The sequence below is a fragment of the Methylobacterium sp. J-078 genome (assembly GCF_022829285.1).
Taxonomy (GTDB): domain Bacteria; phylum Pseudomonadota; class Alphaproteobacteria; order Rhizobiales; family Beijerinckiaceae; genus Methylobacterium.
In genome coordinates this window covers 288,283-306,639 of the sequence record NZ_JAKSYI010000132.1, presented here as the reverse complement: position 1 = coordinate 306,639, position 18,357 = coordinate 288,283, and the positions used below count along the sequence as shown (strand labels likewise).

12 protein-coding genes and 3 pseudogenes are annotated in these 18,357 nt (G+C 66.4%); 6 read left to right on the top strand and 9 right to left on the bottom strand.

The window, feature by feature from the left end:
* A pseudogene (locus MKK58_RS24075) lies at nucleotides 1–124 on the top strand (IS630 family transposase); the annotation flags it as partial.
* 193 nt (nucleotides 125–317) lie between these two features.
* On the opposite strand, the gene MKK58_RS24070 reads toward MKK58_RS24075, so the two are convergent.
* The 6 genes from MKK58_RS24070 to MKK58_RS24045 form a co-directional block, all read right to left on the bottom strand.
* Nucleotides 318–1,709 (bottom strand): amidase, encoded by a 1,392-nt coding sequence (locus tag MKK58_RS24070; protein ID WP_243915482.1) that lies wholly within the window; start codon nucleotides 1,707–1,709, stop codon nucleotides 318–320.
* Nucleotides 1,710–1,716: 7 nt separating this feature from the next.
* Complete coding sequence (locus tag MKK58_RS24065) at nucleotides 1,717–3,318, bottom strand: ABC transporter substrate-binding protein (RefSeq protein WP_243915481.1); 1,602 nt, start codon at nucleotides 3,316–3,318, stop codon at nucleotides 1,717–1,719.
* A 43-nt stretch (nucleotides 3,319–3,361) separates the two neighbouring features.
* Entirely contained in the window at nucleotides 3,362–4,900 is a 1,539-nt protein-coding gene (locus tag MKK58_RS24060) for an amidohydrolase family protein (RefSeq protein WP_243915480.1), read from the bottom strand.
* A 49-nt stretch (nucleotides 4,901–4,949) separates the two neighbouring features.
* Nucleotides 4,950–5,765, bottom strand: coding sequence for an ABC transporter ATP-binding protein (locus MKK58_RS24055; protein WP_243915479.1), 816 nt, complete (start codon nucleotides 5,763–5,765; stop codon nucleotides 4,950–4,952).
* Nucleotides 5,762–6,607: an ABC transporter permease gene (locus tag MKK58_RS24050; RefSeq protein WP_243915478.1), complete on the bottom strand. Its 846-nt coding sequence runs from the start codon at nucleotides 6,605–6,607 to the stop codon at nucleotides 5,762–5,764. Before MKK58_RS24050 ends, MKK58_RS24055 begins: the two co-directional genes overlap by 4 nt.
* Nucleotides 6,608–6,742: 135 nt before the next feature.
* Nucleotides 6,743–7,798 (bottom strand): ABC transporter substrate-binding protein, encoded by a 1,056-nt coding sequence (locus MKK58_RS24045; protein WP_243915477.1) that lies wholly within the window; start codon nucleotides 7,796–7,798, stop codon nucleotides 6,743–6,745.
* Nucleotides 7,799–8,347: 549 nt separating this feature from the next.
* On the opposite strand from MKK58_RS24045, the gene solA reads away from it, so the two are divergent.
* From solA to MKK58_RS24020, 5 genes are all read left to right on the top strand, one after another.
* Nucleotides 8,348–9,517, top strand: a complete 1,170-nt coding sequence (solA, locus tag MKK58_RS24040) for an N-methyl-L-tryptophan oxidase (RefSeq protein ID WP_243915476.1) — start codon at nucleotides 8,348–8,350, stop codon at nucleotides 9,515–9,517.
* 131 nt (nucleotides 9,518–9,648) lie between these two features.
* Nucleotides 9,649–10,479 carry a transporter substrate-binding domain-containing protein gene (locus MKK58_RS24035; protein WP_243915475.1) on the top strand — a complete coding sequence of 277 codons (831 nt, stop codon included), beginning with the start codon at nucleotides 9,649–9,651 and terminating at the stop codon, nucleotides 10,477–10,479.
* Between the two features lie 40 nt (nucleotides 10,480–10,519).
* Nucleotides 10,520–11,266 carry an amino acid ABC transporter permease gene (locus tag MKK58_RS24030; protein ID WP_243915474.1) on the top strand — a complete coding sequence of 249 codons (747 nt, stop codon included), beginning with the start codon at nucleotides 10,520–10,522 and terminating at the stop codon, nucleotides 11,264–11,266.
* A gap of 32 nt (nucleotides 11,267–11,298) precedes the next feature.
* A complete protein-coding gene (locus MKK58_RS24025) occupies nucleotides 11,299–12,114 on the top strand; it encodes an amino acid ABC transporter permease (RefSeq protein ID WP_409565306.1) in 816 nt (271 codons plus the stop codon).
* A gap of 29 nt (nucleotides 12,115–12,143) precedes the next feature.
* Nucleotides 12,144–12,896, top strand: a complete 753-nt coding sequence (locus MKK58_RS24020) for an amino acid ABC transporter ATP-binding protein (RefSeq protein WP_243915502.1) — start codon at nucleotides 12,144–12,146, stop codon at nucleotides 12,894–12,896.
* Nucleotides 12,897–13,099: 203 nt separating this feature from the next.
* Here MKK58_RS24020 and MKK58_RS24015 read toward each other — a convergent pair.
* From MKK58_RS24015 to MKK58_RS24010, 3 genes and pseudogenes are all read right to left on the bottom strand, one after another.
* Nucleotides 13,100–13,313, bottom strand: a pseudogene (locus MKK58_RS24015) (transposase); the annotation flags it as partial.
* 368 nt (nucleotides 13,314–13,681) lie between these two features.
* A pseudogene (locus MKK58_RS27185) lies at nucleotides 13,682–13,942 on the bottom strand (ImmA/IrrE family metallo-endopeptidase); the annotation flags it as partial.
* Nucleotides 13,943–14,206: 264 nt separating this feature from the next.
* Entirely contained in the window at nucleotides 14,207–17,941 is a 3,735-nt protein-coding gene (locus MKK58_RS24010; protein WP_243915473.1) for a vitamin B12-dependent ribonucleotide reductase, read from the bottom strand.
* Nucleotides 17,942–18,357: the final 416 nt, after the last annotated feature.

Sequence of the window (18,357 nt, the reverse complement as noted above, 5' to 3'; positions counted from 1 at the left end):
GCTGCGCAAAGCGGCCGAGCGCACGGTCAATCGGCTCTGGAGTGTCGTCGGCGATCTGCTCGACGCCTTCACACCAACCGAGTGCGCAAACTACTTCGCTGCCGCCGGCTACGATCCGGAGTAAGTGGAAAACGCTCTAGGCCACCGATCGTTGTTATCTGCGCGAACGTCCGACTTCCTCAGTTTGATGCCAGAGACTCTAGGTCTTTCTGCAATCATGCCTGTGCCGCAGACTGCTGATGTTTTCTGTTCTTGAAAACGAGGTGAAAACCCATTTGTTAGGGAAAATGCAGCAATACCGACAGCCTTGAACCCAATTATTCGAATGGACTGCGCAGGTGCCACTCGGTGGCGGCTTGATAGGCATGTCCAATGCGCAGTGCCAGAGCCTCTTCGTAGCCGCGGCACGTGATCTGGAGGGAGAGCGGCAATCCCGCCCCGGTGAAACCGTTCGGGAGGGCCAAGGCACAGAGATCCAGCAGGTTCCCGAACCGGGTGAAGCGCGAGGGCAAGTGCCCCTCGTCGACCTCTGCGAGGGGAATGGCCGCCGTCTCGGTGGTCGGCGTCAGCAGGGCGTCGATCCCCTCCATCGCGGCCAGGAACTGGCGCCGGCGATCGCGGCGCAGGGACTGGGTGGCGAGATAATCCTGCGCGGTCACGCTTGCTCCGGCCAGGATGCGGGCCCGCACGGCATCGCCGAGAGGGGCGTCCGGGTCCTCCGCAAGGCGGCCGTTGACGAAATAGGCCTCGGCATTGGTCACAGCGCTGGCCTGAACGCTCATGAGGTCGGCGAAGCGGAACGGCAGGGCGATGTCCACCACCTCGGCACCGAGCCGTTCGAACTGCTCGAGGGCCGCGTCGTAGGCACTCAGCATCTCGGGCGAGACCCCCGCCCGTTCCGCCCTCGGCATGCGCGCGAGGCGCAGTCCGCGCACGCCGCGCGTCAGGCCGGGCAGCGGATCGATGGGGTCGATGCCGCGGGTCGAGGGATCGAGAATGTCGGGTCCCGCGATCGCGCGATAGAGAACCGCCACATCGGCGACCGAGCGGCCCAGCGGCCCGGGCGTATCGAGGGTGGCGCTCAACGGGACGATCCCGTGAGTGCTGACGCGCCCGACCGTGACCTTGAGCCCGGTGAGCCCGCAGAAGGAGGCGGGCAGGCGGACCGATCCACCCGTATCCGTGCCGATGCCCCAGGGCGCCATGCGGGCGGCGACGGAGACGCCGGTGCCGCTGCTCGATCCACCGGGCGTGCGGGCCACCGCGAGGTCCCAGGGGTTCCAGGGCGTCCCGAGATGCTGGTTGGTGCCCCACCCGCCATAGGCGAACTCCACGGTGTGCGTCTTGCCCAGCACGATCATCCCCTGCGCGATCAGCCGGTGGGCGATGGTGGCCGTGGTGTCCGCGCGGCGGGCCCGGTGCGCCGCCGAGCCCCCCATGGTGACCCGGCCGGCGAGGTCGATCAGGTCCTTGAGCACCACCGGCACCCCGTGCAGGGGACCGACGGCGTGACCGGAACGGATCGCCCGGTCGGCGCCCTCGGCGGCGAGGCGCGCATCGTCGGCATAGACCTCCGTGAAGGCCTGTAGCGTCGGCTCATGGGCGGCGATCCGGGCGAGGTGCGCCTCGACGGCCTCCACCGGCGACAGGCGGCGGGCGGCGATCGCTTCGGCGAGGGAGAGGGCGTCGCGCTGGGTCGGGTCTGACATGGAACGCCTATTGGACGCTGACGAGGGACAGGTCGAGGAACCAGGATTGGGCCGGTACGAAACCCTTCACCCGTGGCGACATCGCGCGCGGATTGCGATCGTGCACGACATAGAGCCAGGGCGGATCGTCCACGAGGCGCGCGTGCGCGATGCGGGTCGCCTCGGCAATCACCGCCGGGTCGGTCGAATCCGACAGGCGCCGGAGCGCGGTGTCGAAGGTCTCGTCCTTCCAGTTGGGGAAATTGAAGCCGCTCGGGGGAAAGCGATCGGAGGAGAAATAACGGGCCATGACGCCGGCATCCGAGGAGGGCGAACTCACATTGAGCGCCATCGCACCGGAGATGCTCGCGGCATCCGGGAGGGCGCGGGTGGCGTTCAGAAGCACCTGCCATTCCACGACGTTGAAGCTCACCTCGACGCCGCAGGATTGCTTCAGGTTCTCCTGCAGGAATTCGTTCATCGGCAGCGGCAGCATCTGGCCCGAGCCCGAGGTCGAGATCATCACCGGGAAGGCCAAGGGCTTCTTGGCTCCGTACCCGGCCTCGGCCAGGAGTGCCCGGCCCTTGTCCGGATCGAAGCGATAGCGGTTCTGCGGCGCGCCGAAGCTCGGATCGTCGGCTTTCAGCCAACCGACCGCCGACTCGGCCGTGCCGTTGAGGAAGCTGACGATCGAGTCGCGGTCCACGCAGTAGTTCAGCGCCTGCCGGACCCGTACGTCGCGGAACGGGCTGTCCTTGGCGCCGATGTTGTAGAACCACGGCCAGACATGCGGGTAGGAGCCCGTGGTGACGGTGAAGCCTGCAGCCTTCAGAGACGGGATTCCATCGGCGGCCGGGACCTCGATCCAGTCGACCTGTCCCGAGCGCAGGGCGGCGATCCGGGCATTCGCCTCCGGGATCGGCATCAGCCGGATCCGGTCGACCTTCGCCCTGCGAGCGGCGTCCCAGTAGCCGTCGAACCGCGCCAGATCGACGGCCTCGCGCGGACTGACCCGCGCGATCCGGAACGGTCCCGTCCCGGCGGCCGGCAGCATCGCGGTCCCGGCCCAGTTGCGCCCGCCCTTCTCGAACGAGGACGGTGCGGTGAACAGCAGGTAGACCATCATGTAGGGGAAGTACGAGGCCGCGACGGTCGTCGTCACCGCGACCGTGTGATCATCGACCTTACGATAGCCGGCGATGATCGGCACCCGCGTCTTCGTGATGCCGGCAGCGGCCACCTCGTATTGCGGGCTGTCGGCCTTGAAGTAGCGGTCGAGGTTCCACAACACCGCATCGGCGTCGAAAGCCGTGCCGTCGTGGAACGCGACGCCGTCGCGCAGGTGGAAGAGCCAAGTCCGCTTGTCCTCGGGCATCTGCTCCCAGCGCTCGGCCAATCCCGGCCTGAGTGTCGCGGGCCGGTCGCTGCGCGTGAGGTCCCACTGCACCAGCGGCTCGAAGACCGGATAGCCGAGAAAACGCAGGCCTTCGAACCCGTTGTTCGGCATCCCCGTGGTTGTGGGGATGTCGGTCGCCGTCATGGCGATACGCAACTGGCTCTCGGCCTGCGCGACGGACGTGCAAGCCCCGATCCCCACGGCGATGAGCGCCGCTCGCTTTCCGCTCGTCATCGTGTCGGACCTCGTGTTTCCGTGGAGGATCGTGGGCAGACCGTCAGGCGCGTGAGGACGGCGCGTAGAAGGGCTGGCGCGGGGTGTCGGGCAGGTAGCCGTCGTAGAAGGCCTTGACGTAGGGCGTGACGGCGAGCCCGAGCTCCCGCCGGGTGACCTCCTCCGGGGTCCGCGGCCGGCCAAGGGTTTCGGCGATCTCGGCGAGCACGGCATCCCGGTCGACCCGGGTGAAGCGGCCATCGGCGTAGACGATCCGCCCGTCGACGAAGACCGCATCGACGGCCCCCGTCTTGGCGCGCTGCATCAGCGCGTCGAGAATCGGGATGTCTGTGTCCTGGTAGGGATAGGTCGCCTTGTCGTAGTCGATCAGCACCGCGTCGAAGAAGCGGCCCGGATCGAGTCGGCCGATGCTCTGGCCGAAGGCCGTGGTCTTGGCGCCATGCTCGGTCGCCATCCGCAGAACCTGCGGGCAGGTGGGCACGTCGTCGTCCATGCCGGGGGTGCGGTGAGCCCGCAGGACGAGGCGCAACTCCTGGAGCATATCCCGGTCCTCGTTGATGCCGGCCTCGTCGAGGCCCATTCCGACGGTCATGCCCTTGGCCTCGTAGAGGTTGAGGGGCGCCACGCCCGAGCGCAGGCGGAAGTTCGACGAACAGTTGTGGCAGATGCAGGTGCCAGTGTCGGCGGCGATGTCGGCATCCTCCGCGGTCAGCCAGACGCCGTGCCCGAGGGTCAGATGCGGCCCGAGCACGCCGAGGTCGTGCAGGTGCCGCACGGCGGTCTTGCCGGTCCGGCGCCGGGCATATTCCTTCTGATACGCGGTCTCGAGAAGATGCATGTGCATGGGCACGCCGTGCTTGCGCGCGGTGGCATCGAGGGTCTGCAGCGCCTCGTCGCTGCACCAGTGCAGGTTGGCCGGGGCCAGCTGGATCCGGGTGAGGCGCTCGCCCTCGTTCTCTGCCTTCAGGGTCTCGAACAGGGTCATGAAATCCGCGAACGGCATCGACTGTGCCTTGAGGTGCGCCATCAGCTGCCCGGCGACGGGCTGGGGCAGGCGCTCGCAGAAGGCCTCGTCGGCCTCGTAGACGAGGCGGTTCTGTTCGCGCACGGCGTAGCAGTAGGACGCCCGCATCCCGATCTTGCGATAGGCGCCGAGCACCTGCGAGGCCGCGCCGTGGACCTGCTCGTAGCCGCCGGCCATCCACCCGTGGATGTGCTGCACGGTGGTGACGCCGGAGGCGAGCATCTCGAAGGCGGAATAAAGGGTGTCGAGTTCGTGGTCGACTCGCTTGGCGGCGATGCGCGTGGCGAACCAGAGTTCCAGGGCGTGGTCGGGCGAGCCGAGTTGCAGGGGGGTGAGCCCGACATGGTGATGGCTGTTGACGAAGCCCGGCAGCATCACGTGGCGCGGGTAACGATGCACGGTCGCGTCCGGGGCCTCGGCGCGCAAGGCCGCCGGATCGCCCACCTCGACGATGACGCCGTCCCGCACCAGCACGGCTGCGTTGTCGTGAATGATCGGGGTATGCCGGTCCTGCACGCCCGTGATGATGGTGCGAGCCTCGACGATGATCTCGGTCATGCTGATCCTTCAGGCGGTTGAGAGCGATGGTGGCGGACGGGGACGGCGCTCAGCGCGCCTCCTGCTCCGCGAAGGCCCGGTCGACCTCGTCGGCGAGGAGTTCGCCGAAGCGGTCGCGCAGGTCGTGGAAGCGCGGGTCGCGGGGATTGCGCGGGCGGGGCAGATCCACCGGCACGATGGTCTTCACCCCGCCGGGACGGGCGGTGAACACGACGACCCGATCAGCCAGAGCGACCGCCTCGTCGATGGAATGCGTGACGAGGACGATGGAGGCGCCGCTGTCGCGCCAGATCTGCAGGAGGAAATCCTGCATCTTGGCGCGGGTCTGGACGTCGAGGGCCGCGAAGGGCTCGTCCATCATGAGGACCTTCGGGCGCATGGCGAGCGCCCGTGCACAGGCGGCGCGCTGGCGCATGCCCCCGGAGAGTTCGTCCGGCTTCTTGTCCATCATGTCGGCGAGGCCGACCCGCCGCAGCATCTCCGCGGCGATCTCCCGGCGCTTCAGCTTCTGGACCGCGCCGATGGAGAGGCCGAACGCGACGTTGTCCAGGATCGTCAGCCAGGGGAACAGCGAGGCGTCCTGGAAGATCAGGCCGCGCTCGGCCGACGGCCCCGTGATCGGCAGGCCGTCCGCCTCCATCGTGCCGGCGCTCGCCGGCTCCAGCCCGGCGATCATGTAGAGCAGCGTCGACTTCCCGCAGCCGGAGGGGCCGAGGAAGACCACGAACTCGCCGGGGGCGATGTCGAGGTCGATGTCCCGCAGGGCCTGGACGGGGCTGCGTCCGGCGGGCGTCCAGGTCTTGCCGACGCCCGACAGATGCACGGTCGGGCGGCGGAGCGAGGGGTTCCGGACCGGACCGTTCATCGCCCGCCTCCCTGGGGGGCGATCCACCACAGCATCCGGGCCTGGACCTGGCGCAGAGCCCAGTCGAAGCTGAAGCCGAGCAGGCCGATGATCGCCATGGTGAAGAAGCTGAGGCGGGCGTTGAAGGTCGAGCGGGCGAGCGAGACGATCTGCCCGAGGCCGCTGCCGACGCCCACCGCCTCCGCGATCAGCACCACCATCCAGGCGGCGAACAGGTTGAGGCGCAGGGTCATGAACAACCCCGGCAGGATCGACGGCAGCACCACCCGGAAGAAGGTCTGACGCGCATCCGCGCCCATGATGCGGGCGACGTTGAGATAGGTGACCGGCACCGCCGCGATCTGCGCGCTCGTCGTCAGCGCGATGGCGAAGAAGAGCGTGATGAACACGAGAAAGATCGCCGGGACGTCGCCGATGCCGAACACGAAGATCGCCACCGGCAGCCAGGCCACCGGCGAGATCGGCGCCAGCAGGAGCACCGTGGGCAGGACGAGGTTGCGGAACAGCCGGACATAGTGGAGCAGCGCGCCCACCAGAACGCCGCCGACGAAACCGAGTACGAGGCCGACCGTGACCCGCATGGTCGTCCACCCGATGGTGGCGAGGAGCGGCATGACGCCCCCGCCCTCGCTGCGGCTGCCGATCCGGTTGGACCGGTCGAAATACTTCAGGGTCGCCGGAAGGTCGGAGAGGAACAGGTGTGGGGGCGGCAGGAGCAGCGGGTTCAGGAACCCGAGCGCCCAGAGGGCCTCCCACAGGCCGGCGAACAGGCCGAGCGAAGCGAGGCTCCAGCCGAGGGTCGCCAGACCCGCGCGCAGGCGGGGGTATCGCGGGGGAGCCAAGGCCCGCCCCTGTCCCGGTGCCGCCTGCGCGGATTGTGCAGAAACCGGCGCCACTGCGCCGAGTGGAACGTCCGTCGCGGCCATGAGGCTGCCTTTCGGAAGATTGGGAATCAGGTCCGGGAGACGCGGTGTCCGTCAGGCCGATTTCAGCTTCAGCCCGTCATAGAGCGGCCGGTTCTCGGCGATGACCTGTTCCATCAGGCTCCAGTCGAACGCATCCGGTCCGGGCGCCTTCTTGACGTAGCCCATCTCCTTCATCGATTGCCCGCGGGCGATGATGAAGTCGGTCTGGTTGCGCTGATCCGTGCAGACGGGTTGCTTGGCGGAGGCATCGACCGCCGCTTCCATGGTAGTCTTGTAGTAGTTGCCGACGGTGTCCTTCAGCGCCGCAGCGCGATCGGATTCGATCTGCGACTGCGCGGTGAACAGGGCCTTGATCACCGCCCGTACGGTGGCGGGGCTTTTCTCGATCAGCGGCGACCGGGCCGCCAGGACGCAGTCTGAATAGCCGGGGCCGTAGACGTCGGTTCCGTCCGAGAGGAGCGTGGCGCCCTTGCGCGACTGCAGGCACTGCGTGGCGTAGGGCTCGATGTGGCAGATCGCATCGACCGCGCCGGCGATGAAGGCCTGGGCCAGCTCCGGTGATGTATCGAGGTAGCGTACATCGAGGTCCTGGAAGGTCAGTCCGGCCTTCTTGAGGTAGTCGAACGGCAGGACCTCGAGGGTGTCCGCCTGGAAGGTGCCGAGGGTCTTGCCCTTCAGGTCGGCCGCGGACCGGATGCCTTCCCGGGCCACGATCATGCAGCCCTGGACACCGCCGCCGGCGACGATCTTCACCGGGGCACCGGCGTCGTACAGGGTCATGAAGTTCGAGTAGGGGATCATCGACATGTCGACGAGCCCGGCACCGAACATGGTCGTGATCTCGGCGTTCGAGGGCGTGACCACGAAATCCAGGCTGACCCCGTCGCCCTCCGTCAGTTTGCGCTCATGGGCGAGGAACATGCCGAGGTTGCAGAAGCCCGACCCGTGGGTCGCCTTGACGGTGGTCGTCGCGCCCGCGGCGGCGGCCGGTGCGACCAGGGTCGCGAGATGGGCCGGCAGCGCGATGGCAGCGCTGGCCGATCCCGCTGCGCGCAGAAGGCCACGTCGGGAGAAGCGTTGAAAGAACAGACCGTCACGTTCGCACATGATGCTCTCCGATCCCGCAGAGGGCGATGGCACCGCGATCGTTCGGTCTGCCAGACGCAGGGCTGCATCGAGGAAGGCATGATGCAGTCGGACCGGGCAGCACCGTCCAGGACGGGCATCGTCGGATGGGCACGCCAACCCATGAGAGCCGATGGCTCTGCGCTGCCCGTCCACTCATGCAAGGCGTGCGCCAAGCCGCCTGCGCAGGCCGCCCACCGTCCTATCCGCTCGCCTGATGCGAGATCAATCGATATAAAACCAAATCTTGAAGGCCTTGATGGGCAGGTCAAAATCAGTAAATAGACTTTTTAATATGATCAATATTGAAAAACTTCGACATCTGGTACGATCGATTTCGGCTGTCAGCGACCGCCGCGTTCGTGATCGATCGGCCGATCGCAGCTTGGTCCAGCGACGGAGCGAGCTGGTCATATGCGCCGTCCGATCGGCACGCTGCGCATGGCATCCCGCCAGGCGCATTGCCTCACCTTCGATTTTCCCTCAAGCGAACGGCACTCTCCTTGAGGGCGGACCGGAGCGCATCCTGCGATGGAAGACCGTTTTGACATTGCCGTCGTCGGACTCGGCGCCATGGGCAGCGCGGCCCTCTATCAACTGGGCTTGCGCGGGGCGAAGGCGGTCGGGCTCGATCGCTTCGCCCCGCCGCATACCTCGGGGTCGAGCCACGGCGAGAGCCGCATCACCCGGCAGGCCGTCGGCGAGGGCCGCGCCTACGTCCCCTTCGTCCTGGCCTCGCACCGGATCTGGCGGAGCCTGGAGGCGGAAACCGGCGAAACACTGCTGACGGCCTGCGGCGCGCTCGTGATGGGGCCGGGCAGCGGTGTCTCCTCGCATCACGGGAAGTCGGATTTCGTCGGGCGCTCGATCGATGCCGCGCGGGCTTTCGCGATCCCGCACGAGGTCCTCGACGGGCGCGAGGTGGCGCGCCGCTTCCCACAGTTCCGCAATCTGAGCGGCGACGAGAAGGCCTATTACGAGCCGGGCGGCGGCTACGTCCGGCCAGAACGCTGCATCGCCGCGCAGCTTCACCGGGCCGGCGCGCTCGGTGCCGAGATCCGCACCGGGACGACGGTGCGATCCATTCTCCAGCAGCCGGGCGGGGTCCGGATCGAGACCGATCGCGGCGTCGTTCATGCCGATCAGGTGGTGGTCTCCGCCGGAGCCTGGACCGCACCCCTACTCGGCGCGCCCTTCACGCACCTGCTCACCGTCAACCGCCAACTGCTGCACTGGTACGCTCTCGACGATGCCTCGGCCTACGGGCCCGATGCGCCGGTCTTCATCTGGATGCATGGTTCCGGCGACACGGACTACCTCTACGGCTTCCCACCCCTGCCGGGTGAAACCGAGGTGAAGGTCGCCACCGAGCAGTACGAGACATCGACGCAGGCCGAGGCCCTCGACCGCGTCGTGAGCCCCGCCGAGTCCGCCGCGATGCACCGACACCACGTGGCGGGCCGGCTCGCTGGCGCGACGGCGCGGGTGACCCGGGCCGCCGCCTGCCTCTACACCGTGACGCCCGACCGGGGCTTCATCATCGACCGCCACCCGCGGATGGACCGGGTCCTCGTGGTCTCCGCCTGCTCCGGGCACGGCTTCAAGCACTCGGCCGGCATCGGCGAGGCCGTGGCCGAGGAGATGCTGCAGGGCGGCGGCCGCATCGATCTGGCACCCTATGCGCTCGCGCGGTTCGGCTGATCCCCACAGCGATGGCCTGTCGATTGCTTGACCCGATCGGACCCGACAGGGCAGTCTCCCCGATGAGCGCACGTCGAGCCCCGGTCTCGTCTCCGGTCGAGCCGGATGTGCTCAGCAGAAGGTATCCTTCCATGCACAAGCCGACTTTGACGTTTCTCGGCTCTGGTCTGCTCGCGGCGGCCACCTTGCTTTCCGTTTCCTTGGCGACGGCGGCGGATGGGATCGAGGCGATCAAGCAGCGCGGGACCCTCATCGTCGGCGTGAAAGCGGATTACCGGCCGTTCGGCTTCCGCGATCCGAGCGGAGCGATCATCGGTCTCGAACCGGATTTGGCCGCCGACGTCGCCAAGCGCCTCGGCGTGAAGCTCGAGCTCGTGCCGGTGGTCTCCTCCAACCGGATCGAGTTCCTGCAGCAGGGCAAGGTCGACCTCCTCATCGCCACGCTCTCGGACAAGCCGGAGCGCCGCCGCGTGGTGCAGGCCATCGACCCGCAATACTACTCGGACTTCGTCAACGTGATGCTGCCCAAGAAGGCCGGCATCACCGACTGGGCGCAGCTGAAGGGCAAGCCCCTCTGCGCAACTTCGGGCGCCTGGTACAACAAGGACGTCGCCCGGACCTATGGCGCTGAGATTGTCGCCTTCGACGGCTCCGAGAAGCCGCTCTTCGCGCTCAAGCAGGGCAATTGTCTCGGCTACGTCTACGACCAGAGCATGCTGCAGGGGAAACTCCTCGACGCCGACTGGAAGGCGGATTACGGGCTGCCGCTGAAGGGCATCCTCGACGCCCCCTGGATGATGGCGGTGGCGCTCGGCAACAGCGCGCTGCAGGGCCTCCTGGAGACGACGACCAAGGACTGGATGAAGTCCGGCTTCATCGTCGAGGAGGAGAAGAAGTGGGGCATCGAGCCGACGGAGTACTCGAAGGCGATGCACGAGAAGTACAAGAACGCGACCAACTGAACCGCCCCGGGCCGAACGACCGGCCGTCTCGAGGAGCACGATGGACGCCGTTCCGAACTGGTTCCGGGGCCTCTACGAGACCACGGGCTACAACTTCACGGTCTTCTACGATCCCTATGACTGGGATCGCTACATCAACGGCCTGAAGACCACCCTGCTGCTCGCGGTGACGACGATCCTGGCGAGCCTCGTCATCGGCGCCGTGGGAGCGCTCCTGCAGGGCGGCCCCTCCCGGGTCCTGCGTGGGCTCGTCAACGGCTTCGTCGTCGTGTTCCGCAATACGCCGCCGCTGGTGCAGATCTTCTTCTTCTACTTCGGGCTCGGCACCCTGCTGCCGGCCACCCAGACCGCCGACGGCCTGCGCGTGCCGCTCCTCGACAACGTACAATGGGCCATCGTCTCGCTGGCCCTGTTCGCCGGGGCCTTCAACGTCGAAATCTTCCGCTCGGGCATCGAGGCGGTGCCGCGCACCACCGTCGAGGCGGCCGAGTCCCTCGGCTACACACGGCTCAAGGCCTACCTCTACGTCGTGTTGCCGCTCGCCCTCCGGGTCTGCCTGCCGGCCCTCAACAACAACCTGATCAACCTGCTGAAGACCACCACCCTGGCCTACGCCATCGCGGTGCCGGAGACGCTCTACGCGGTGAAGCAGATCTGGTCGGAATCGCAGAACGTGCTGGAGATGATGGTCGTCCTGCTGGCGACCTACGCGGTCCTCGTCGGCGTCCTGGTCTGGCTCATGCACCGCTGGGAGCGGGCCCTGCGGATCCCGGGCTACAGCCGGTGAGGGCGCCGTCACGGACCACAGGCGACCTGCCGGTGCTGTTGCCGTTCCGGGTCTCGCGCACCCGTACCCGGTTCGCCCTCGGCCCGGTACAGGCTTGGCTCCTCGGCGCTTGGCTCGCCGGCCTCGTCCTCGTGTTCCCGGCCTTCGCGCAGGGGACCGACGCCGTGTTGTCGCCGCTTCAGGTGATCCTGCGCTGGGCACCGCTGCTGCTCACGGGCTTTGCCTTCAACGTCGCGATCTCGCTCGTGGCGATGCTCCTCGGGACGGGGGCGGGCGTCGGGCTGGGTCTGGCCCTGGTCAGCGAAACGCGGATCCTGCGCCGCGTCGCCTGGGGCCTGACGCAGTTCTTCCGCAACGTGCCCTGGCTGGTGCTGCTGTTCTTCGTGATGTTCCTGGTGCCGTTCCAGGTCACGGTGTTCGGCCTGCGCGTGCCGCTGCCCGACTGGGTCAAGGCGACGGTCGGGTTCGCGCTGCCGGTGATGGCCAACGTCGCCGAGATTGTGCGCGGCGCCGTGCGCTCGGTGCCGGCCACCCAGTGGGAGGCGGCCGAATCCCTCGCCTTCACCCGGCGCCAGACGCTGTTCCGCATCATCCTGCCCCAGTGCCTCAAGCGGATGCTGCCCCCCTGGATGAACGTCTACGCCCTGATCGCCATGGCCACCGTCCAGGCCTCGATCGTGGGTGTCACCGAGATGCTGACGCTGACGGCGCAGGTGCACGCGGCGGAAGGAGGCAGGCCCGAGCTGTTTGCGCCGCTCTACGGCTTCGCCCTGCTGTGCTTCTTCCTCTACTGCTACCCGATCGACCGGCTGACCGCGCGCCTGGAGCGGCGGTTCGAGACGGCGTGAAGCCTCCCCTGTCCGATGGTGCGTTCCCGATGTCGCATGGCCCGCCCGCCGATCGCCCGATCGTGCAGTTGCTCGACGTGCACAAGGCCTTCGGCGAGGCCGAGGTCCTCAAGGGCATCAGCTTCGACGTGCGTCGGGGCGAGGTCGTCTGCATCATCGGGCCGTCGGGCTCGGGCAAGTCGACGCTGATCCGTTGCATCAACGCCCTCGTGCCGGTCACCTCCGGCACCATCCGGGTCGACGGGATCGAGGTGGTCGATCCGAAGCTCGACAAGTTGGCCCTGCGCCGCAAGGTCGGCATGGTGTTCCAGCAGTACAATCTGTTTCCGCACAAAACGGCGCTGCAGAACGTGATGATGGCGCCCATCCACGTGCTCGGCCAGGACAAGCGGGAGGTCGAAGTCCGGGCGCGCGCGCTCCTCGCCAAGGTGCGGCTCGCCGGCAAGGAAGCGGCCTTTCCTGGCGAGATGTCGGGCGGGCAGCAGCAGCGTGTGGCCATCGCCCGCTCGCTGGCGATGCGGCCGGACGTGATGCTGTTCGACGAGGTCACCGCCGCGCTCGATCCCGAGACGGTCAAGGAGGTGCTGGTCACCATCCGCGAACTGGCCGAGGAGGGCATGACCTGCCTCCTCGTCACCCACGAGATGAACTTCGCCCGCGAGGTCGCCGACCACGTCTACTTCACCGATCGCGGCGTCATCGTCGAGCACGGTCCTCCCGCGACCCTGTTCTCGTCCGCCGTCGATCCGCGCACCCGACGATTTCTATCCCAGGTTCTTTGATGAAGGTTCCCCGGATTTTGGTCCGGCCGAAAGGTGCGCTTCCGGGTCTCATTCGGCGGCCCGCTGGGCCGCCGCCAAGGCGAATTCCTGGGGCGTTCGCCACCCCAGGGCTGTGTGAGGACGGCTCTCGTTTTACTGCCGCCAAGGCTCAATCGTGCTCCTCGCGTCGGCCAACGCCAAGAACCAGTTCGCGTTGAGGAACGCGTCAGATCAGCAACGCGCTGCTTAAGTTTGCGGTTCTCCTCCTCAAGCTGCTTCAGCCGGCGCAAATCGCCCGTACCGGAGCCGCCCTACAGCTTCTTTTAATGGTAGAATGTCTGTTCGGAGATGCCCTTCCGGCGCAGCGACCGGCGTCCCAGCCTCGGCCTGCTTCAGCGCAAAGGCGATCTGTCCTTCGGTAAACCTGCTCTTCTTCACGGCTCCGCTCCTCCCGTCAGGGGCTCACGAAACCGGAAACCTCGCACTCAGGCCGGACCAAAGAGATGGGGCAATCACCTTGGACCCGAAGCGAACTCCGGGTCCAAGGCATGTTCGCGTAAGCAGGCCGGCGGCGGGGAGGGCGCCTGCAACCCGACCCTCGGGTCGCAGGCATCCAAATTTCCCCACCGGCTACAGACGGGTCGACCGGCTTACGAGCAACCCGTCGTGCCGCCGCAGGTGTCGCACTTCAGGCAGGTGCCGTTGCGGACCAGCGTGAAGTTCGCGCATTCCGGGCAGGCCTCGCCAACTTGGTGAGCTCGACGTCGCCTTAGCTTATCCTCCACAAGGTCGAACCTTCTCTCAGCACACAAGATTGGGACATTGAAAGTATAGGCTATTTCATCAGCATTGCGGAAACCATTAAGCAATTCTTCTGCGACCAAGAAACGGTCCGCAAATTTATCTGCCTGTGGTTCGGCCCGTTCCTGCTCTTGTAAAGACCTAAGTACGGATGTCGTTGGGTCAGAAAAGCCTAATGAATCATGTCGATGCATCTTGAGATGGCCGATTTCGTGGGCCAAAATGAACCTTGAATGATCTTGTCCAGCATCTGCAAGATTCCAAATCGAACGCCTGACGTAAAGGGACGCTCTTTCTGCAGCTTTCGAGAACGAAACGAAAGCCTCGATCCGATCAAGTCTGGGATCAGTAAATTTATATCTAATTCGAATGGGAGATTTTTCCTGAGAGGTCCCTCAATTAGATTATTAATGTTAAACTGAGTGTGGTTTAAAACTTTTCCCCACCGTCGAACGAGATTTGCCTCCCGCTCGACGGTTTCATCACTTCGAAAAGTCGCTCTGCGGTCAGAGAACACAGTCAATTGGTCTTTACGAACAACCAGTCGTGCTTCCGCACGTATCACACTTCAAGCAAGTACCATTGCGCACAAGAGTGAAATTAGCACATTCTGGGCATGATTCGCCGACGTAGCCTTTCAACTTTGCTTCTGCTCGACGTGCAGAGACAGTCGAATTGGCAGGAGGCAACTGGGAGGAGAAGCCAAGCGAGACCGAAGACTCGTCCTCGGTTTTGCTTTCCGCCTTCAGCGCGGTGGCGCCCCGCACCGCATGCACCACGCCGCCGGCCGGGGCGGTCTGGCCGGCGCTCGCGGCGCCGACACCGACGGTGCCGCCGGCCGGGCCGCCCTGGATCAGGGTGAGGCGGTCGGCCGAGCCGCGCAGGAGGCCGCGGGAGACGACGCTCGATGCGGTGGCCTCCGTCCGGCCCGGCTCGCGGGTGGTGTCGGTCTCGCCGCCGCCGATCACCGTGCCACCGATCTCGGACGGGCTGACATGGGCCAGATCCGCGCGGCCGAGATAGGACACGGCCAGCTCGCGGAACACGTAGTCGAGGAGCGAGGTCGCGTTCTTGATCGCGTCGTTGCCCTGCACGAAGCCCGCCGGCTCGAAGCGGGTGAAGGTGAAGGCCTCGACGTATTCCTCCAGGGGCACGCCGTACTGGAGCCCCAGCGAGATCGCGATGGCGAAGTTGTTCATCAGGCTCCGGAAGGTGGCGCCTTCCTTGTGCATGTCGATGAAGATCTCGCCGAGGCGCCCGTCATCGTACTCGCCGGTGCGCAGGTAGACCTTGTGCCCGCCGACGACCGCCTTCTGGGTGTAGCCCTTGCGGCGATGGGGCATCTTCTCGCGCGACCGGATCCGCTCGACGCGCTCGATCACCCGCTCGACGATCTTCTCCGCGACCTGCGCGGCCTTGGCGGCGGCCGGGGCCGCGATCAGGGCTTCGACCATCTCCTCGGCATCGTCCTCCTCGTCGGCGATGAGCGCCGAGTTCAGCGGCTGCGAGAGCTTGGAGCCGTCGCGGTAGAGGGCGTTGGCCTTCAGCGCCAGGGTCCAGGAGAGCTTGTAGGCGTTCTTGCAATCCTCGACCGTGGCGTCGTTGGGCATGTTGATGGTCTTGGAGATGGCGCCCGAGATGAAGGGCTGCGCCGCCGCCATCATGCGGATGTGGCTCTCCACCGAGAGATAACGCTTGCCGATGCGCCCGCACGGGTTGGCGCAGTCGAACACCGCATAGTGCTCAGTCTTGAGGAACGGGGCGCCCTCGAGGGTCATCGCACCGCAGATGTGGGTGTTGGCGGCCTCGATGTCCTTCTTCGAATAGCCGAGGAACGGCAGGATCTCGAAAGTCGGGTCGGCGAGCTTTTCGGCCGGAACCTTGAGCACGTCCTTGAGGAAGTCGTCGCCGAGCGTCCAGCGGTTGAACACGAACTTGATGTCGAAGGCCTGCTTCAGCCCCGCCTCGATGGCAGCGATCTTGTCGTCGGTGAAGCCCTTGGCGCGCAAGCTACCGGGGTTGATCGCCGGGGCCTGACCCATCGAGCCGTGGCCCACCGCGTAGGCCTCGATCTCGGCGATCTCGGATTCGCGGTAGCCCAGCGTCCGAAGGGCGTCCGGCACAGCGCGGTTGATGATCTTGAAGTAACCGCCGCCAGCGAGCTTCTTGAACTTCACGAGCGCGAAGTCCGGCTCGATACCCGTCGTGTCGCAATCCATGACGAGACCGATGGTGCCGGTGGGCGCGATGACGGTCGCCTGCGCATTGCGGTAGCCGTGCTCCTCGCCGAGCGCCAGGGCGCGGTCCCAGGCGTGCTTCGCCCGCTCGGCGATATCGGCCTGGGGCACGTTGGCGAGGTCGAGGGGCACCGGAGCGATCGAGAGGAACTCGTAGCCCTCAGCCTCGCCATGCGCCGCGCGGCGGTGGTTGCGGATCACCTTCAGCATGGCGTCCGCGTTCTCCTCGTAGGCCGGGAAGGCCCCGAGTTCGCCGGCCATCTCGGCCGAGGTGGCGTAGGCCACGCCCGTCATGATCGCCGTGAGGGCACCGGCCAGGGCCCGGCCCTTATCGGAATCGTAGGGCAGACCCATGCTCATCAGGAGGCCGCCGATATTGGCGTAGCCGAGGCCGAGCGTGCGGTAGCGGTACGAGAGTTCGGCGATCTCCTTCGAGGGGAACTGCGCCATCATCACCGAGATCTCGAGCACCACCGTCCAGAGGCGGTTGAGGTGCTCGAAGGCCGCCACATCGAAGTGGTTCGACGCGCGGTCGTACATCGTCAGCAGGTTGGCCGAGGCCAGGTTGCAGGCTGTGTCGTCGAGGAACATGTACTCGGAGCACGGGTTCGAGGCCCGGATCCGCCCGCCCGCCGGGCAGGTGTGCCAGTCGTTCATCGTGGTGTTGAAGTGCAGACCCGGATCGGCCGAAGCCCAGGCGGCCTCGCCGATCTTCTCCCACAGATCGCGGGCCTTCAGGGTCTTCGTCGTCTTGCCGGTGGTGCGGGCGGTGAGGTTCCAGTCCGCATCGGCCTCGACCGCGCGGAGGAAGTCATCGGTCAGCGAGACGGAGTTGTTCGAGTTCTGGCCCGCCACCGTCAGGTAGGCTTCCGAGTCCCAGTCGGTGTCGTAGACGGGAAAATCGATCTTGGTGAAACCTTGCCGGGCGAACTGGATCACCCGCTTGGTGTAGGAATCCGGCACCATATCCTTGCGGGCGGCCTTGACGGCCTTCTTGAGGACGGGGTTGCGCTCGGGGTCGAAGCAGGCGTCCCCTTCAGCCTCGCACTGGGTGCAGGCCTTCATCACCGCCGTGAGGTGCTTGGAGACGATCTTCGAGCCGGTCACCAGGGCGGCGACCTTCTGCTCCTCCTTCACCTTCCAGTCGATGTACTGCTCGATGTCCGGGTGATCGATGTCGACGATGACCATCTTGGCCGCGCGACGCGTCGTGCCGCCGGACTTGATGGCGCCGGCCGCCCGGTCGCCGATCTTCAGGAAGGACATCAGGCCCGACGACTTTCCGCCGCCGCCGAGCTTCTCGTTCTCGCCGCGTAGCATGGAGAAGTTCGAGCCGGTGCCCGAGCCGTACTTGAACAGGCGTGCTTCGCGGACCCAGAGGTCCATGATGCCGCCGTCGTTGACGAGGTCGTCCTGCACGCCCTGGATGAAGCAGGCATGCGGCTGCGGGTGCTCGTAGGACGAGGCGGACTTCGTCAGCGCACCGCTGCGGTAATCGACGTAGTAGTGGCCCTGCGCCGGACCATCGATGCCGTAGGCCCAGTGCAGGCCGGTGTTGAACCATTGCGGCGAGTTCGGCGCCACCATCTGGCGGGCGAGCATGAAGCGCAGCTCGTCGAGGAACGCGGAGGCGTCCTCTTCGGAGGTGAAGTAGCCGCCCTTCCAGCCCCAGTAGGTCCAGCAACCGGCGAGACGGTCGAACACCTGCGTAGAGGAGATCTCGGAGGTGGTGCGCTCGGCCTCGGGAAGCTCGGCCAGGGCCGCCTCGTCCGCCACGGAGCGCCACAGGAACGACGGCACGTCGTTCTCTTCGACCTTCTTGAGGGCCACCGGCACGCCGGCCTTGCGGAAGTACTTCTGCGCGAGGACGTCGCTGGCCACCTGGGACCAACTCTCCGGCACCTCGATGCCGTCGAGGCGGAAGACCGTGGAGCCGTCCGGGTTGCGGATCTCGCTCAGGGTCTTGCGAAAGGGGATCGTCGCGTAGGGGGATTGTCCGGCCGTGGTATGGCGCCGCTCGAACCGCATGGAACCTGTCTCCCGAGCCGCCTGAAGAAGCGCGGCGCCGTGTCGAAGAATGAAGTCGAGCGCCCGCGAGCGCCGCGAAGCGCTGGAAGGGGTCTCGAAAAGTCGGTGATCCGCCGGTGACGCGACAGCCTCGGCGATGATCCGAAGGTATGCCAGTCCGGGGTCTCACGTCAATAACTAGTGTGCCGGCTGCCTGTTCCTGGCTAGATGTAGTGGGTCTCGCCTTAAACCTGTGGATATCGCGAGCGATTTCGTAAGTGCCCTTTCGGCTTGGCGGATTCGGACGCGAAAAATTTTCCGCCCACAGGCACATCCGGTCGGGGCATGGGTTCGGGCATGGTTAACGCCGGCGGGTGTGGGATTTGGGCCGCAATCCCGGGACGCCCCCGCGCGTCGACCGCCAAGGGGCGGCGCGA

Coding starts and splice junctions, on each gene's coding strand:
- MKK58_RS24070 (WP_243915482.1), bottom strand. CDS start 1,709: ATGTCAGACCCGACCCAGCGCGACGCCCTCTCCCTCGCCGAAGCGATC.
- MKK58_RS24065 (WP_243915481.1), bottom strand. CDS start 3,318: ATGACGAGCGGAAAGCGAGCGGCGCTCATCGCCGTGGGGATCGGGGCT.
- MKK58_RS24060 (WP_243915480.1), bottom strand. CDS start 4,900: ATGACCGAGATCATCGTCGAGGCTCGCACCATCATCACGGGCGTGCAG.
- MKK58_RS24055 (WP_243915479.1), bottom strand. CDS start 5,765: ATGAACGGTCCGGTCCGGAACCCCTCGCTCCGCCGCCCGACCGTGCAT.
- MKK58_RS24045 (WP_243915477.1), bottom strand. CDS start 7,798: ATGTGCGAACGTGACGGTCTGTTCTTTCAACGCTTCTCCCGACGTGGC.
- solA (WP_243915476.1), top strand. CDS start 8,348: ATGGAAGACCGTTTTGACATTGCCGTCGTCGGACTCGGCGCCATGGGC.
- MKK58_RS24035 (WP_243915475.1), top strand. CDS start 9,649: ATGCACAAGCCGACTTTGACGTTTCTCGGCTCTGGTCTGCTCGCGGCG.
- MKK58_RS24030 (WP_243915474.1), top strand. CDS start 10,520: ATGGACGCCGTTCCGAACTGGTTCCGGGGCCTCTACGAGACCACGGGC.
- MKK58_RS24020 (WP_243915502.1), top strand. CDS start 12,144: ATGTCGCATGGCCCGCCCGCCGATCGCCCGATCGTGCAGTTGCTCGAC.
- MKK58_RS24010 (WP_243915473.1), bottom strand. CDS start 17,941: ATGCGGTTCGAGCGGCGCCATACCACGGCCGGACAATCCCCCTACGCG.